Genomic DNA, 18,618 nt, shown 5'->3' with positions numbered 1-18,618 from the left:
AGCGCAAGGTGCCTTGTTCGTGCCGGCCAGCGAAGGCGCCGGCGATGAATTGAGCGCCCAGGCACCGCTGTCCAACGTCCTGGCGCTTAACGGCCAAGTGTTTGGCGGCGAACTGAACCTAGGCTGGACCTTCAGCCGCGAGCAGTTCAACGAAGCCACCGTCCAGGCCCTGGCCGACGACTACGCCCGCGAGTTGCAAGGCTTGATCGAACATTGCTGCCACGGCGAGCATGGCGGCGTGACGCCGTCGGACTTCCCCTTGGCCCGCCTGAACCAGCAGCAACTCGATGGATTGCCGGTGGCGACGGCGCAGATCGCCGACCTGTATCCACTGTCGCCGATGCAACAAGGGATGCTGTTCCATAGCGTCTACGGCGACGCCACGGGCGACTACATCAACCAATTGCGCCTGGACGTTGAAGGGCTTGACCCGCAACGTTTCCGTCAAGCCTGGCAGGCAGCGGTGGACGCCCATGACATCCTGCGCACGCGGTTGGTCTGGCAGGGTGACCTGCCAGATCCGGTGCAGATCGTCAGCAAGCAATTGGACTTGCCTTACCGCTTGCATGATTTGCGGGACGCTGCGCAGCCCGATGAGACCTTGCAGGCCCTGGCCGAAGCCGAGCGTCGGCAGCTGGACCTGAGCGCCCCGGCGCTGTTGCGGCTGCTGATTGTGCGGCTCGATGAGCAGCGCTATCAGTTGATCTACACCCACCATCACATCCTGATGGACGGCTGGAGCAATTCCCAGTTGCTGGGGGAGGTGTTGCAGCGCTACAGCGGCCAGAGCGTTTCGGTGCACGGCGGTCGTTACCGCGATTACATCGCCTGGCTGCAACGTCAGGATGGCGCCGCCAGCGAAGCGTTCTGGAGACCTGCGCTGCAGCGCCTGGAAACGCCGACGCGGCTGGCCGATGCCATTGCGAAGTCCGGGGAGGCCGACACAGGCTACGGCGATCATGTGCAGGTCCTGGACGAGACGCTGACCCGACGCCTGGAAACGTTTGCCCGCGCCTCGAAAGTCACCGTCAACACGCTGGTGCAGGCCGCGTGGCTGCTGCTGTTGCAGCGTTACACCGGCAAAGACACCGTGGCCTTCGGCGCGACGGTGGCCGGCCGTCCGGCGGACTTGCCCGGTATCGAGCAGCAGATCGGCCTGTTCATCAACACCCTGCCGGTGATCGCCAGCCCCCGAGCCGAGCAGTCCCTGGACAGCTGGTTGCAAACGGTGCAAGGGCAAAACCTGGCGCTGCGCGAGTTCGAGCACACCGCGTTGCTGGATATCCAGCGCTGGGCCGGGCAGGGCGGTGAAGCGCTGTTCGACAGTTTGCTGGTGTTCGAGAACTACCCGATTGCCCAGGCCCTGGAGCAGGGCGCGCCGGATGGCCTGCGCTTCGGCCCGGCGCTCACCCAGGAGCAAACCAACTACCCGTTGACGCTATTGGTGGGCCTGGACCAGCAACTGTCGGTGCACATGAGCTACCAGCGGGCGAGTTTCGCACCCGCTACCGTCGTGCGACTGGCGACGCATCTGGCCCAGTTGTTGGGCCAGATGACCGCCCAAGGCGAGCGCTGCCTGGGTGAACTGTCGATGCTTGAGTTCGATGAGCATCAGCGCCTGACCCATGACTGGAACCCGGTCGATGCGCCGTTCGAACAAAACCTGTGCATCCACCAGTTGATTGCCCGGCAAGTTGAGGCCGCCCCGGACGCCCTGGCGGTGACTTTCGCCAATACCCGACTGAGCTACAGCGAACTCGATAGCCGCGCCAATCGCCTGGCTCACCAGCTCATCGAAATGGGCGTGGGCCCGGAAGTGCGTGTGGGCGTGGCAATGCCGCGCTCCGAACACCTGCTGATCGCCTTGCTGGCGGTGCTCAAGGCCGGCGGCGCCTACGTGCCGCTGGACCCGGATTACCCGGCCGAGCGCGTGGCCTACATGCTCGACGACAGCCGCGCGCGGGTATTGCTGACTGAACAATCCGTGGCGGCGACGCTGACCGTGCCGGCCGAAACCGCTGTGCTGATGCTGGATCAGCTCGACCTGGCGCACTACCCATTGAGCGCACCGCACACAACCGTAACGCCCGCCAACCTCGCCTACGTGATCTACACCTCCGGCTCCACTGGCCAACCCAAGGGCGTGGCGATTGCCCACCGCAACGTGCTGGCGCTGATCGACTGGTCCAGATCGGTCTACAGCCAGGACGACATCCAGGGCGTGCTCGCTTCGACTTCAGTGTGCTTCGACTTGTCGGTGTGGGAGCTGTTCGTGACCCTGGCCAACGGCGGTTCGCTGATCATCGCCCGCAATGCCCTGGAGCTGCCGCAACTGCCGGCCCGCGATCAGGTACGGCTGATCAACAGCGTGCCGTCGGCCGTCGCCGCGTTGCAGCGCAGCGGCGAGATTCCGGCCAGCGTGCGCATCATCAACCTGGCCGGTGAGCCGCTGAAGCAGAGCCTGGTGGATGAGTTGTATCAGCATCCTCCCCAGCCTGTAGGAGTAACGCCTGTGGGAGCAAAGCTTGCTCGCGATGGCGTCCTCTCGGCTGACTTGTGCGTGACTGACTCACCGCTATCGCGAGCAAGCTTTGCTCCCACAGGCCTGCTCCCACAGTTGGCAGGGATTGAGTACGTCTACGACCTTTACGGCCCCTCGGAAGACACCACCTATTCCACCTGGACCCGCCGCACCGCTGGCGGCACGGCGAACATCGGCCGGCCGCTCAAGCACACCGCCAGCTACCTGCTGGGCGCCGACCTGCAACCCGTCCCCCAAGGTGTGTCGGCCGAGCTGTACCTGAGCGGCGCGGGCATCACCCGTGGCTACCTCGGGCGGGCGGCGATGACGGCCGAGAAGTATGTGCCCAACCCGTTTTCCACCACCGGCGAACGTCTATACCGCACGGGTGACTTGAGCCGTTATCGCACCGATGGCGTGCTCGAGTATCAGGGCCGCATCGACCATCAGGTGAAGATCCGCGGCTTCCGTATCGAGCTGGGAGAGATCGAGGCGCGACTGCTGCAACAGCCTCAGGTGCGTGAAGTGGCGGTGCTGGCCCAGGACGTGTCGGGCGGCCAGCAATTGGTGGCCTACGTGGTCGCGCCGTCGCTGAACCTGGAGGTCACCGAGGAGCAACGCGCACTGCGCGATGCACTCAAGGCAAGCCTCAAGGAACACCTGCCCGACTACATGATTCCGACCCATCTGCTGTTCCTCGATCAATTGCCGCTGACCCCCAACGGCAAGCTCGACCGCAAGGCCCTGCCGGCTGTGGACACCGGTCTGTTGCAGGCCGGTTATGTCGCGCCTGTCAGTGAGCTTGAGCAGCAGGTCGCGGCGATCTGGGCACAGGTGCTCACGGTGCAGCGTGTGGGCCTGAACGATCACTTTTTCGAGTTGGGCGGCCATTCGCTGCTGGCGGTCAATGCCGTCTCGCGCATGGCGCTCGAACTGGGCCTGACCCTGACCCCACAACTGATTTTCCAGCACCCCGTCCTGAGGGATTTTGTCGCGCAACTGGACACCGGGGACGCGCCAATCAATGAACAGAAACTCAGCAAGCTGCAAGCCCTGCTTGATGAAATGGAGGAAGTCTGATGGACAAGAGTGTTGCTTTGACGATTGCCAAGCGCTTTATCACTCTGCCGCTGGACAAACGTAAGCTGTACCTGGAGAAGATGCTCGAAGAGGGCGTCTCGCCGGCCAATCTGCCGATTCCCGAGGTGCGTCTGGGGTTCGAACACATCCCGCTCTCCTATGCCCAGGAACGTCAATGGTTCCTCTGGCAGATGGATCCCCACAGCTCGGCTTACCACATCCCCAGTGCCCTGCGCCTCAAGGGGCAACTGGACGTGCCGGCCCTGGAGCGCAGCTTCAACGCACTGCTCGAGCGCCACGAAAGCTTGCGCACCACCTTCAGCGAGAACGGCGAGCAAACCGTGCAGGTCATCCACCGGCACATGCCTCTAGGCATCGCGGTCCAGGCCTTGACCGCCGGTCCGTCGGCCAATCAGGACGACGACATCAAGGCGTTCGTCGAGGCTCAAACCACACGCCCGTTCGATTTGCGCCAGGGGCCGTTGCTGCGGGTTTCGCTGTTGAAAATCGCCGAGGACGACCACGTGCTGGCGTTGATCCAGCATCACATCATTGCCGATGGCTGGTCGATGCAGGTGCTGGTGGATGAGCTGGTGCGGCACTACGCGGCCGACACCGCCGGCCAGCCGTTGGCGTTGCCAGCGCTGAGCGTGCAATACGCCGACTATGCGATCTGGCAGCGTCACTGGCTCGAGGCCGGTGAGCGTGAGCGGCAGTTGGCCTACTGGGCGCAGACCCTGGGCGACGAACAACCGGTATTGGAGTTGCCCCTCGATCATCCGCGCCCGCCCGTGCAGAGCTTTCGCGGTGCGCGTCTGGACCTGAACCTGCCGCCGGAACTGGGCGCGGCGCTCAAGCAGTTAGCCCAGCGCGAAGGCGCCAGTCTGTTCATGGTCTTGCTGGCGTCTTTCCAGGCCTTGCTGCATCGCTACAGCGGCCAGCCGCAGATTCGCGTCGGCGTGCCGGTGGCTAACCGCAATCGGGTCGAGACCGAGGGCCTGATCGGCTTTTTCGTCAACACCCAGGTGCTCAACGCCCATGTGGATGGACAACTGCCGTTCGACCGCTTGCTCGCGCAGGTCAAGCAGTCGGCCATGGCGGCCCAGGCTCATCAGGACTTGCCGTTCGAGCAGTTGATCGAGGCCCTGCAACCTGAGCGCAGCCTCAGCCACAGCCCGATCTTCCAGGTCATGTTCAACCACCAGGCCGTCAGCGACACCCAGAACCGACAACTGCAGCTGCCGCACTTGAACGTCGAAGACCTGGTGTGGGAAGGGCGCACCGCCCAGTTCGATCTGACCCTGGGCACTTATGAAACCGGGCAGGGTGTCGCGGCGGAGCTGACTTACGCCACCGACCTGTTCGAACCGCAGACGATTGAACGACTGGCTCGCCACTGGCAGAACCTGTTGCAAGGCATCGTCGATGCGCCGCAGCAGCGCATCGGTGAGTTGCCGCTGCTCGACACCGCCCAGCAGCGCCTCACGCAGCAAGACTGGCACCGCGTGGTCGACCATGGCAGCGCCGCCCTGTGCGTGCACCAGCGCATCGCCGAACAGGCGCGCAACACGCCTGATGCACTGGCGCTGACCATTGATGGACAGGCCTTGAGCTACGGGCAACTGGACGCACGCGCCAACCAGCTCGCCCACCACCTGATTGCCCTGGGCGTGACGCCGGATCAGCCGGTGGGCATCGCGGTGCAGCGCAGCGCCGAGATGATCGTCGGCCTGCTGGCGATTCTCAAGGCCGGCGGCGCTTATGTGCCGCTGGACCCGGCGTACCCCGAGGATCGCCTGGCCTACATGATCCAGGACAGCGGCATCGAGTTGCTGCTGACTCAGACCCCTTTGCAAGCTCAACTGCCGATCCCAGCGACCCTCCAGACCCTGTTGCTGGACCAGCCGGACGCCGCTTGGCTCGATGCATCGCGCACTTGTCCGGCGGTGCCCTTGATCGCCGAGCACCTGGCCTACGTCATCTACACCTCCGGCTCCACCGGCAAACCCAAGGGCGTGATGGTGCGTCATGGGGCGCTGAGCAATTTCGTCACCAGCATGATCGCCCGGCCCGGCATCACGGCCAGCGATCGCATGCTGTCGCTGACGACGTTTTCCTTCGACATTTTTGGCCTGGAAATCTACGGGCCATTGTCGGCCGGCGCCAGCGTGGTGCTGACCGGCCAGGACGTGCATCAGGATCCACAAGCGGTGCTGGCGCTGATCGAGCGTCACGACGTGAGCGTGCTGCAAGCCACACCTTCGAGCTGGCGCATGTTGCTCGATCATGAGCACTCGGCGTTGCTGGCCGGTCGCACGTTCCTCTGTGGCGGCGAGGCGTTGCCCCTGGAGTTGGCGCAACGACTGCTGGCGCTTTCGCCGAAGGTCTGGAATCTCTATGGCCCGACCGAAACCACGATCTGGTCGGCGGTGCATCCGCTGAGTCTGGAAAACAGCCGTCCGTTCCTGGGCAAGCCGCTGGACAACACTGCGCTGTATATCGTTGGCAGTGACCTGACGCTCAACCCTGCGGGCGCGCCGGGTGAGTTGCTGATCGGCGGTGACGGGCTGGCCCGCGGCTACTTTCAACGTCCGGCGTTGACCGCCGAACGTTTTGTGCCGGACCCGTTCTCCACCCGCGGCGAGCGGCTGTACCGCACCGGCGACCTGACCCGTTATCGGGCCGAAGGCGTGGTCGAGTACCTCGGGCGCATCGACCATCAGGTCAAGATCCGCGGCTTGCGCATCGAGCTGGGGGAAATCGAAGCGGCGTTGTTGGCCCAGGACAGTGTGCGGGAAACCGTGGTGGTGGCCCATGAAGCCCCGACCGGTGCACAACTGGTGGGTTACGTGGTGCCCGCGACCGGTGAAGTAGCGGACGAGTCTTCGTTACGCGCTTCGCTCAAGGCCGCGCTCAAGGCGCAATTGCCCGAGTACATGGTTCCGGCGCACCTGGTGTTCCTGGCACAACTGCCGCTGACGCCCAACGGCAAGGTCGATCGCAAGGCGTTGCCGGCCCCGGATGCCAGCCAGTCGCAAAGCGCCTATGAGGCACCGCGTACGGCCACCCAACACAGCGTGGCTGGGATCTGGCAGGAGGTGCTCAAGCTTGAGCGAGTGGGTCTGACTGATCACTTCTTCGAGCTGGGCGGCCATTCCTTGCTGGTGACCCAGGTGATTACCCGGGTGCGTCAGGCGCTGAAGGTCCAGGTGCCGTTGCGTACCTTGTTCGAACACAGCGTACTGCAGGATTTCGTCGCGGCCCTCGGTGTCGAGCAGGCCCATCAGGAGCCGCCGCTGGTGGCGTTGCCGCGCCAGCCGTTGATGCCATTGTCCTATGCCCAGGAACGCCAGTGGTTTCTCTGGCAACTGGAGCCTAGCAGCAGCGCTTATCACATTCCGGCGGCTTTGCGCTTGCGTGGCGCGCTGGACCTGGGCGCGTTACAGAGCAGTTTCGATGCGCTGGTAGCGCGTCACGAATCCCTGCGCACGCGCATCGTTCAGCAGGACGGGCAGGCCTGGCAGGTGATCGACCCGGCGGCTCCGTTGCAGATCGCTGTGCAAACCGTGCCGGCGGACCTCGACGAGGACGCCCTCAAGGCGTTGGTAGCGCAGGAAACCCGAGGCCTGTTCGACCTGCAACAGGGCCCGCTGATGCGCGTCCGATTGCTCCGCCTGGCCGTCGATGACCACGTGCTGGTGTTGACCCAGCATCACATCGTCTCCGATGGCTGGTCGATGCAGCTGATGGTCGATGAACTGATGGATGAGTACGCTGGCTTCAGCGCCGGGCAGCCACGCACCCGGCCGGCACTGGCGGTGCAATACGCCGACTATGCCGTCTGGCAGCGGCAATGGATGGACGCAGGCGAGCGGGATCGACAACTGGGCTACTGGACCGCCCGACTGGGTGACAATCTGCCGCTGCTCGAATTGCCCACCGACCGTGCGCGCCCGGCCGAACAAAGCTATCGCGGCGCACGTCTTGAAGTTCCCGTGAGTGCGTCCCTGGCCGAAGGCCTCAAGCAACTGGCCCAGCGCGAAAACGTCACGCTGTTCGTGGTGTTGCTCGCCTCGTTCCAGGCTTTGTTGCACCGCTACAGCGGCCAGGCCGACATCCGTGTCGGCGTACCGGTGGCCAACCGTAACCGGGTCGAGACCGAAGGGCTGATCGGCTTCTTCGTCAACACTCAGGTGCTCAAGGCCGAGGTCGACAGCCAGCAGTCTTTGCGCAGCCTGTTGTTGCAGGTGCGCGATGCCGTCCTCGGTGCCCAGGCCCACCAGGATTTACCCTTCGAACAACTGGTGGACGCCCTGCAACCGGAGCGCAGCCTGAGCCACAGCCCATTGTTCCAAGTGATGCATAACCACCAGACCCGTCATCCACGTCAGGGCGCGGCGCAGTTGTCGCAGGTCGATGCCCAGGCCCTGACCTGGGCCACCGACACGGCCAAGTTCGACCTGACCCTGGACACCTTCGAGTCGGCGGATCAGGTCTGGGCCGAACTGACCTATGCCACCGACCTGTTCGATGCCGCCACCCTTGAGCGGATGGCGCGGCACTGGACGAACCTGCTCCAGGCGCTGGTCGCCGACTGCGGGCAACGTCTCAGCCAGGTGCCGTTGCTGGACCGCACCGAAGAGGACGCTACGCTGCGCCTCTGGAATCGGCGACTGGCGAATTTCCCTGGCCGAACGTGCCTGCATCAGCGGATCGAGGCTCAGGCGCTGCGGACGCCGGACGCCGTGGCTGTCAGCTATCTGGACCAACACCTGAGCTACGGTCGGCTGAACGAGCAGGCCAATCGCCTGGCCCATCAATTGATCGAAGCCGGCGTGGGGCCGGACGTGCCCGTGGGCCTGGGCATGGAGCGCAGCCTGGAGATGCTGGTGGGGTTGCTGGCGATTCTCAAGGCCGGTGGTGCCTACGTGCCGCTGGACCCGAGTTATCCCGAAGAGCGCCTGGCCTACATGATCGCTGACAGCGGCATCGGATTGCTGGTGACCCAGCCGCCGCTGCGCGATCGCCTGCCAGTGCCGAACACCGTGCGCTGCCTGTGGATGGACGAGGACCGGAGCGCTTACAGTGCGGCCAACCCGGACGTGGCCATGAGCCCGGACAATCTGGCCTACGTGATTTACACCTCCGGTTCCACCGGGCAGCCGAAGGGCACTTTGCTCGCTCATCACAATGTGCTGCGCCTGTTCGAGGCCACCGAGCACGAATTCGGTTTCGGCGCGCACGATGTCTGGAGCCTGTTCCATTCCTTCGCGTTCGACTTCTCGGTCTGGGAAATTTTCGGTGCGCTGCTGCACGGCGGCCGGTTGGTGGTGGTGCCGTATGACATCAGCCGCTCGCCGGAAGATTTTCACGCTTTGCTTTGCCGCGAAAAAATCACGGTACTGAACCAGACGCCGTCGGCTTTCAAGCCGCTGATGCAAGTGGCCTGCGCGGCCCCCATGGATGCGCCGCGGTTGTCGCTGCGTCATGTGGTATTCGGCGGCGAGGCGCTGGAAGTCAAGAACCTGCGGCCCTGGTTCGAACGTTTTGGCGACCGCACGCCGCAACTGATCAACATGTACGGCATCACCGAGACCACGGTCCACGTGACCTACCGTCCGCTGACCGAGGCCGATCTGCAACGCGAGGTCAGCAGCCCCATTGGCGAACCCATCAGCGACTTGTCGTGGTACTTGCTCGATGGCGACCTGAACCCGGTCGCCGCCGGTTGCATCGGCGAGTTGTACATCGGCCGGGCAGGCCTGGCGCGGGGGTATCTGAACCGTGCCGACCTGACCTGCCTGCGCTTTGTCCCGGACCCGTTCGGCGGCGAGGGTGGCCGGCTGTATCGCACTGGCGACCTGGCGCGCTATCGGGCCGATGGCGTTATCGATTACATCGGGCGTATCGACCATCAGGTGAAGATTCGCGGGTTCCGCATCGAGCTGGGGGAAATCGAAGCCCGGCTGCTGGAGCAGGCATCAATCCGTGAAGCCGCGGTGCTGGCGGTGCCGGGCCTGAGCGGGCCGCAACTGGTGGCTTATCTGGTGCCGGTGGACACCGGTCTGCTCGACGACCCGGCGCTGCAAAGTCCATGGCGCGACAGCGTGCGGGCTCAGCTCAAGGCCACGCTGCCTGACCACATGCTGCCGGCGCACCTGTTGCTGTTGGAGCGCCTGCCGCTGACCGCCAACGGCAAGCTCAACCGCAACGCCTTGCCATCGCCGGACACCCGTGTTTTGCCGCAGACCTATCACGCACCACAAAGCGAGTTGGAACAGCGGCTGGCGGCCATCTGGCAAGAGGTGCTGAAACGCCCGCAAGTCGGGCTGGACGACAACTTCTTCGAATTGGGCGGCGATTCGATCATTTCGATCCAAGTGGTCAGCCGCGCGCGTCAGGCCGGTATTCGCCTGAATCCCAAGGACCTGTTCCAGCACCAGACCGTCCAGCGTCTGGCCCGGGTGGCGCAACTCGAGGACGACCAGAACCAGGTCGACCAGCAGCCGGTGCAAGGTCAGGCCTTGATGTTGCCGATCCAGCAGCGTTTCTTCGAGGATGATATTCCCGCCCGTCACCACTGGAACCAGTCGGTGCTGCTCAAGCCGCGCGTGCCCCTTGAGGCGGACAAGCTCGAACAGGTGTTGCGAGCGCTGATGACTCACCACGACGCTCTGCGCCTGGGCTTCACGGCGCAGGACGCCGCTTGGGTGGCCGAGTATCGACCTATGGAGCCGTTGCCCCACCAATGGCTGTGGCAGGCCGATCTCACCGACACCGCCGAACTCGAAGCCTTGGGCAACCGGGCGCAGCGCAGCCTAGACCTGCAAAACGGTCCGTTGCTGCGGGCGGTGCTGGCGAACCTGGCCGACGGCAGCCAGCGTCTGTTGCTGGTGATTCATCACCTGGTGGTGGACGGTGTGTCCTGGCGTATTTTGCTGGAAGATTTACAGAGCACTTATCAACAGTTGCTCAATGGTCAGGCGCTGAAACTGCCGGCCAAGACCAGCGCGTTCAAGGACTGGAGCGAACACTTGCAGCGCTACGCTCGCCGCCCGGCGTTGCAGGAGGAACTGGCTTACTGGCAGGACTGTCTGCGCGACATCAGCACCGATCTGCCTTGCGAACGGTTCGATGGCGGCCAACAGAATCACCTGCAAACCACGCTCATGACCCGCCTCGACGCGACCTTGACCCGGCAGCTGCTGCAAGAGGCCCCAAGCGCCTATCGGACCCAGGTCAACGACCTGTTGCTGACCGCCCTGGCGCGGGTCATCGGGCGCTGGACCGGTCAATCTTCGGTACTGATCCAGCTTGAAGGCCATGGTCGCGAAGAACTGTTCGATGACATCGACCTGACCCGCACCGTGGGTTGGTTCACCAGCCTGTTCCCGGTGCGGCTGACGCCGCTGGCCGGCGTTGGCGATTCGATCAGGCAGATCAAGGAACAGTTGCGCTCGATCCCGAACAAGGGCATTGGTTTTGGTGCCTTGCGCTATTTCGGCGATGAACCGGCGCAGCAAACCCTCGCCAGCCTGCCGACACCGCGAATCACCTTCAACTACCTGGGCCAGTTCGACGGCAGCTTCGAGGGCGACGACGCTGCGTTATGGGTCCCGGCCCACGAAAACGCCGGCCTCGACCAGAGCGCCGACGCACCGATGGGTAACTGGTTGACGCTTAACGGCCAGGTGTATGGCGGTGAGCTGAGCGTGGGTTGGAGTTTCAGCCGTGAGCGCTTCAAGCCCGAAACCATTGAACGCTTGTCTCGCGAATACGCCGAGGAACTGGCGCTGCTGATCGGCCATTGTGTCCAGCCCGAAAACCAGGGTCTGACGCCATCCGACTTCCCGTTGGCTGGCCTGACCCAGGCGCAACTCGACGCCTTGCCCATGCCCGCGCAGCAGATCGTCGACGTTTATCCGCTGTCGGCCATGCAACAAGGCATGCTCTTCCACAGCCTGTATGAACAGGCGGCCGGCGACTACATCAACCAGGTTCGCCTCGACGTCGAAGGCCTGGAGCCGCAACGCTTCCAGCAAGCCTGGCAGGCCGCCGTGGATCGTCACGACATCCTGCGCACCGGCTTCGTCTGGCAAGGGCTGGAGCGGGCGGTGCAAGTGGTGCACAAACAGCTCGACATGCCGTTCACCGTGCTCGACTGGCGTGAGCGCAGCGACACCCGTGCCGCGCTCGACACCCTGGCCCAGGCCGAACAGGCCAAAGGTTTCGACCTGATCCACGGTCCGCTGCTGCGCATGACCGTGGTACGACTGGACGATCTGCGTTGCCACCTGATCTACACTAACCATCACATCCTGATGGACGGCTGGAGCAACTCGCAGCTGTTGGGCGAAGTGCTGCAGCGTTACGCGGATCAGCCGGTGCCGGCCACGGCCGGACGCTATCGCGATTACATCGACTGGCTGCAGCGCCAGGATCCAGGGGTGAGCCAGGCGTGGTGGTCGAGCCAACTGGCCAACCTGCAAGAACCGACACGTCTGGCCCACGCTTTTCAGCGGTCGGCTGACGATCAGGCGCGGGCGGGACATGGCGAGCGTTATCAACTGATCGAGGCCGGACAGACTCGCTTGCTGGGCGACTTCGCCCGTCAGCAGAAAGTCACCCTCAACACCCTGGTCCAGGCCGCATGGCTGTTATTGCTGCATCGCCTGACCGGGCAGCAGACGGTGGCCTTCGGCGCCACGGTGGCCGGTCGTCCGACTGAGCTTGCCGGCGTCGAGCAACAGATCGGCCTGTTCATCAACACCTTGCCGGTGATCGCCAGCCCGTCGCCCATGCAGACCGTCGGCCAATGGCTGCAAAGTGTTCAGGCGCAGAACCTGGCGCTGCGTGAGCATGAACATACGCCGTTGTTCGATATCCAGCGCTGGGCCGGCCAGAACGGCGAAGCGTTGTTCGACAACATTCTGGTGTTCGAAAACTACCCGGTGTCCCAGGCCCTGGAGCAGGGCGCGCCGGGACAACTGCGCTTCAGTCATATCCAGAACCACGAGCAGACCAACTACCCGCTGACCGTGGTGGTCAATGCCGGCGACACCCTGTCCTTGCAATACAGCTATCAGCGCGAGGCGTTTGCCGAGGGTGTGATCGAGCAATTGAGCAGCCTGTTGGGCAACCTGCTGGGGCAGATGACGCAGTCGGCCGACACGACTCTGGGTGAGCTGGCGCTGCTCAATGCCGGGCAAACCCACGTGATCGAGCAGTGGAACGCTACTGCCGTGCCGTTCCCGCTGGAACAGGGCGTACACCGCCTGATCGAGGCCCAGGCCCAACGCACCCCCCACGCCATGGCATTGGTGTTCGGCGACCAGTCACTGAGCTACAGCCAGCTCAACGCCCAGGCCAATCAGTTGGCCCACGCCCTGATCGAACAGCAGGTCGGGGCGGACACGTTGGTGGGCATCGCAGTGGAGCGCAGCCTGGAAATGGTGGTCGGCCTGCTGGCGATTCTCAAAGCCGGCGGTGCCTACGTGCCGCTGGACCCGGAATACCCCCGCGAGCGCCTCAGCTACATGATTCAGGACAGCGGCATTGGCCTGCTGCTGACCCAGGCCCATTTGCTGGATGACCTGCCGGTGCCAGAGGATCTGCCGAGCCTGTGCCTGGAGCCTTCGGGCGAGGCGTTTGCCGGCTACCCAAGGGTCGATCCGCAGATTGTCTACAGCCCGGAAAACCTGGCCTACGTGATCTACACCTCCGGCTCCACCGGCCAGCCCAAGGGCGCCGGCAACGCCCATCGAGCCTTGACCAACCGTTTGTTGTGGATGCAACAGGCCTATGCCCTGACGCCAGCGGACACGGTCTTGCAGAAGACCCCGTTCAGCTTCGACGTGTCGGTGTGGGAGTTCTTCTGGCCGCTGATGGTTGGCGCGCGCCTGGTGGTGGCGGCGCCGGGGGACCATCGGGATCCGGCTCGACTGATCGAATTGATCAATCGCGAGCAGGTCAGCACGCTGCACTTCGTGCCCTCGATGCTCCAGGCATTTTTGCAGGACACCCAAGTCCACCGTTGCACCAGCCTGACGCGCATTGTCTGCAGCGGCGAGGCGCTGCCGGTGGAGGCGCAATTGCAGGTGTTCGCCAAGCTGCCGGGGGCCGGCTTGTACAACCTGTACGGGCCGACTGAAGCGGCCATCGACGTCACCCACTGGACCTGCCGGGAGGAAGGCCGCGACAGCGTGCCCATTGGAGAGCCGATTGCCAACCTGTCCACTTACATCCTCGACAGTGGCCTGAATCCACTGCCGGTCGGTGTGGCTGGCGAGTTGTACCTGGGCGGCGTGGGCCTGGCTCGCGGTTACCACCGCCGTCCGGGCCTGAGTGCCGAACGTTTCGTGGCCAGCCCGTTTGGCGCTGGGCAGCGCCTGTATCGTACCGGCGACCTGGCGCGGTATCGCGCCGATGGAGTGATCGAGTACGTGGGCCGCATCGACCATCAGGTCAAATTGCGTGGCCTGCGTATCGAGCTGGGAGAAATCGAAGCGCGGCTGATGGCCCACGACGCGGTGCGTGAAGCGGTGGTCGTGGCCCAGAGCGTTGCGGGCAGTCAGCAACTGGTGGCGTATCTGGTGCCGGTCGCTTCGGCCCAACCGGCGGCGGACGCGTTGCTGAACGAGCAACTTGGCGCCTGGCTGGGTGAGAGCCTGCCGGACTACATGGTGCCGACCCACCGTGTGTGGATCGAGCAAATGCCGCTGAGCCCCAACGGCAAGCTTGACCGCAAGCGTCTTCCGGCGCTGGACCTGGCGGTGGGGCAGCATGTCGCGCCGATCAACGCCACCGAGCGCACGCTGGTGGACATCTGGCAGGCCGTGCTGGGCCTGGAGCAGATCGGCACTATGGACAATTTCTTTGCCTTGGGCGCCGATTCGATCATTTCGATCCAGGTGGTCAGTCGCGCCCGTGAACAGGGTATCGACCTGAGCCCGAAAGACATTTTCCAGCGGCCCACCATCCGGCAACTGGCCGAGCGGGTGCTGTCGGCTGAAGGTTCGATACCGCCCGTCACCGTGCTGCTGGACATGCCGCTGCACGGGCTGACGGATCAACAGGTGCGCGAACTGCCGCTGCCGCAAAATCGCTTGGACGGGCTGTATCGCCTGTCACCGATGCAGCAGGGGATGTTGTTCCTGGGCTTGAATTCGCCCGAAGCGGACCTGTACATCAACCAGTTGAGCATCCCGGTCCGGGGCCTGGACCCTGAGCGTTTCAAAGCCGCCTGGGAGGCGGTGAGCCAGCGCCATGACATCCTGCGCACCGGCTTTCTCTGGCAAGACATGGCTGAGCCGTTGCAGTTCGTACTGGCCGATGTGGCGTCGCCCGTCAGCTTGCTGGACTGGCGTGACCAGGACACTTCTGCCCAGGCCCTGCAACAGTTGGCCGACCGCGAAAGAGCCAAGGGTTTCGACCTGGATTGTCCGCCGTTGCAGCGTCTGGTGTTGGTGCGAATCGCTGAGGACAGCTATCAATTGATCTGGACCTACCACCACATCCTGATCGACGGCTGGAGCAGTTCCCAACTGATCGGTGAAGTGTTGAGTCACTATTCGGGCCGCGCTGTGTCCGAGGCCGTGCCTTACCGCCACTACATCAACTGGCTTGCCCAGCAGGATGCCGCTGCCGGGGAAAGTTTCTGGCGTCGGCACCTGGCCGATCTCGACGAACCGACTTACCTGGCCGATACCGTGCCTAGGAAAGAAGGGCAGGGCAGCGGGCATGAGGCGCTGTACAGTCGCCTGGGCGAAGCCCGGACCGAACAGCTCAAGGCTTTCGCCAGGGCCCAGCAGGTCACCCTCAACACCGTGGTGCAAGGCGCGTGGCTGGTGCTGCTCAGTCGCTACAGCGGCCAGCGCTGTGTGGCGTTTGGTGCCACGGTGGCAGGGCGACCGGCCAGCTTGCCGGCCTCGGAATCGATCCTGGGGCTGTTCATCAACACGCTGCCGGTGATCAAGGAGGTGCGCGCCGAGCAGCCGGTCGGCCAATGGCTGCGGGACTTGCAGGATTACAACCTGGACATGCGTGAACGCGAATACACGCCGTTGACCGATGTCCAGCGCTGGGCCGGCCGGGCCGGGCAATCGTTGTTCGACAGCATCATCGTGTTCGAGAACCATCCTATCGATCAGGCGCTGCGTGAATGGCGTGACGACTCGTTGAGCTTCGGCGAAAGCAGCAGCGCCGGTCTGACCAACTTCCCGATGGACCTGATGGTTACCCTGGAAGAGGGGCTGGTGATTGAGTACATGTTCCTGCGCGAGCATTTCGACCGAACCACGGTGGAAGGTATTCGCAGCAACATGGAAGGTTTGCTGGCGGCCCTGTGTGAGGACGCGGCACGGCCTTTGGGCGGCATCGGCCTGGTCACCGGCCAGGCGTTGACACCCGTGCCTGCCGACCAGTTGCCGGCGACCTTGCCGGTGCATCAGCGCATCGGCCAATGGGCGGCGCAATGCAGCGAGCAGACCGCGGTCATCTTCGATGGCCTGCAGTTGAGTTACGGGCAGGTCGAGGCCCGGGCCAATCGCCTGGCCCACCGGTTGATCGCCGAAGGCGTCGGACCGGACGTGCGGGTCGGCGTTGCGTTGCCCCGCAGCGAACAGATGATTGTAGCCTTGCTGGCAGTGCTCAAGGCCGGCGGCGCTTATGTGCCGCTGGACGCGACCTACCCGCGCGAACGTTTGAGCTACCTGATGCGTGATTCGGGCATCGCCCTGTTGCTCAGTGATTCCAGCCTCGACAGCGTATTGCCGACACAGGACAACCTCCATGTATTGGCATTGGATCACCTGGACCTCTGCGCTTTGCCGGTCACTGCGCCTGAGGTGTCGGTGCAGTCGGAAAACCTCGCCTACGTGATCTACACCTCCGGTTCCACCGGCCTGCCCAAGGGGGTCGGGGTGGCCCATGAGGCGTTGGCGATGCACTGCCAGGCCATCGGCAAGCGCTATGAAATGAGCGAAGCCGATTGCGAACTGCACTTCATGTCCTTCGCCTTCGACGGCGCCCATGAGCGCTGGCTGACCACGCTGACCCACGGCGGCCGTTTGCTGATCCGCGATGACAGCCTCTGGACCGCCGAGCAGACGTTCAATGCCTTGCATGAACATGGCGTAACCGTGGCGGCGTTCCCGCCGGTGTACTTGCAACAACTGGCCGAACACGCCGATCAACAGGGCAACCCGCCGCCAGTGCGCGTCTACTGCTTTGGTGGTGATGCGGTGCCGGCGGCGAGTTTTGAACTGGCCAAGCGCGCCCTCAAGCCGCGCTACATCATCAACGGCTACGGCCCGACCGAAACCGTGGTCACGCCGCTGATCTGGAAGGCCGGCGCGCAGGACGAGTGCGGTGCGGCCTATGCGCCCATCGGTAGCCTGGTGGGGCAGCGCAGCGGCTACGTGCTGGACAGCGACCTCAATCGCCTGCCGACCGGTGTGGCCGGCGAACTCTACCTGGGCGGCGCGCTGGCACGCGGATACCTGGGCCGGGCAGGGGGCACGGCGGAGCGCTTCGTGGCCGACCCGTTCAGCACTGACGGTGCCCGCCTGTACCGTACCGGCGATCTGGTGCGCCAGCGCGAGGACGGCACCATTGACTATCTGGGTCGCATCGACCAGCAGGTGAAAATCCGTGGTTTCCGCATTGAGCCTGGGGAGATCGAAGCCCGTCTCAAGCAGCAGCCGGGGGTGCGCGATGCGGCGGTGGTCGCTCGCGAGGGGGCCAATGGCAAGCAACTGATCGGCTATGTCCTGCCCAGCGACGCGACGCCAGTGGAGGGTTTGTGCGAGCGCCTGCGCGGGCAACTCAAGGCGAACCTGCCGGACTATATGGTGCCGGCTCAGCTGATGTTGCTGGAATGCATGCCGCTGACCCCCAACGGCAAACTCGACCGCAAGGCTCTGCCGGACCCAGGCGCCGACCAAGCTCGCCAGGCCTATATCGCGCCGCGCAGCGAGCTTGAAAAAGCCTTGGTGACGATCTGGCAGGACGTGCTGAAAATCGAGCGCATTGGCGTGACCGACCACTTCTTCGAACTGGGCGGTGACTCGATTCTCAGCCTGCAAGTGGTGGCGCGCAGCCGACCGCTCAAGGCCCAGGGCCTGAGTCTGAAACTGCGTGACCTGATGCAGAAACCGACCATCGCGCAATTGGTGGCCGGCCTGCAGGGCGAGACATCGGCTCCGTCGAGGTTGCTGTCGATGAATACCGAAGTCCGTGGCACCGCACCGCTATTCTGCATCCATGCCGGTTTCGGTACGGTGTTTGACTATGAACCCTTGGCCCGACGCCTGAGTGGCGTGCGTCAAGTGCTGGCGGTGCAGTCGACCATGCTGCTGGATGCGACCTGGCAGGATGAGTCGCTGCCGGCGATGGCCAGCGCCTACGTCAAGCAGATTCGCCAGCATCAACCCCAGGGGCCGTATTACCTGCTGGGCTGGTCCCTGGGTGGCACCTTGGCTCTGTTGATGGCGGCGCAACTGGAGCGTGACGGGCAGCGGGTCGAGTTTGTCGGTCTGGTGGACAGCTTCGTGCCTTCGGCCGCGGTCAACCGCCATGCCGTGGATGACTGGCGCAGCGACTTGCGCGACTTTGTCCGGGTGACGGTGCCCGAGGCCAGACTGGCGCTACCGATCGAGGAAGAGGAGACACCGGCGAACGTGCGGGCGTTGTTGGCCATGGCACTGGTAAATGAGGGCGTGGCCTCAACCTACATGGCCTTGGGTGTCGATGAGCTTGCGCATGTCTTCAGCGTCGCCCGGCGGCTCAAGCAGCTGTCGCTGCAATTGGATCGTTGTTCGCCGGTGGAGGTGGAGCCAACTTGCTGGTGGACGCCGGGGCGCGAGACCGAAGCCCTTGAACTGGCCGCTCAGTTGCAGCAACCGGTGCAGGGCGAACGGATCGACTGCGGGCATTTCCAGATTCCACGGAATGAAACTTTCCTGGCCGGGGCTGAAGAAATCCTCGCCCAGATCGTTGAATCAGAAGTCTTGTCCTGA

Annotated in this window: 2 protein-coding genes (1 of these 2 only partly in view); both read left to right on the top strand. The window is 64.0% G+C overall.

Annotated features, from left to right (window positions below; all coding sequences use genetic code 11):
• A protein-coding gene (locus tag HU811_RS10215; RefSeq protein ID WP_186655645.1) for a non-ribosomal peptide synthase/polyketide synthase crosses the window boundary here: on the top strand, positions 1-3,601 show its 3' portion. 8,885 nt of this gene lie to the left of the window's left edge; the window shows 3,601 of its 12,486 coding nt (coding positions 8,886-12,486); its start codon lies beyond the left edge, outside the window; the stop codon is at positions 3,599-3,601.
• On the top strand, positions 3,601-18,618 hold the full coding sequence (locus HU811_RS10210; RefSeq protein WP_186655643.1) for a non-ribosomal peptide synthase/polyketide synthase: 15,018 nt from the start codon (positions 3,601-3,603) through the stop codon (positions 18,616-18,618). The genes HU811_RS10215 and HU811_RS10210 overlap by 1 nt, the downstream gene beginning before the upstream one ends.

Source organism: Pseudomonas tehranensis, assembly GCF_014268615.1.
Lineage (GTDB): Bacteria > Pseudomonadota > Gammaproteobacteria > Pseudomonadales > Pseudomonadaceae > Aquipseudomonas > Aquipseudomonas tehranensis.
Note: the sequence above shows the minus strand (reverse complement) of the source record. Positions and strands in the feature narration are given on the sequence as shown.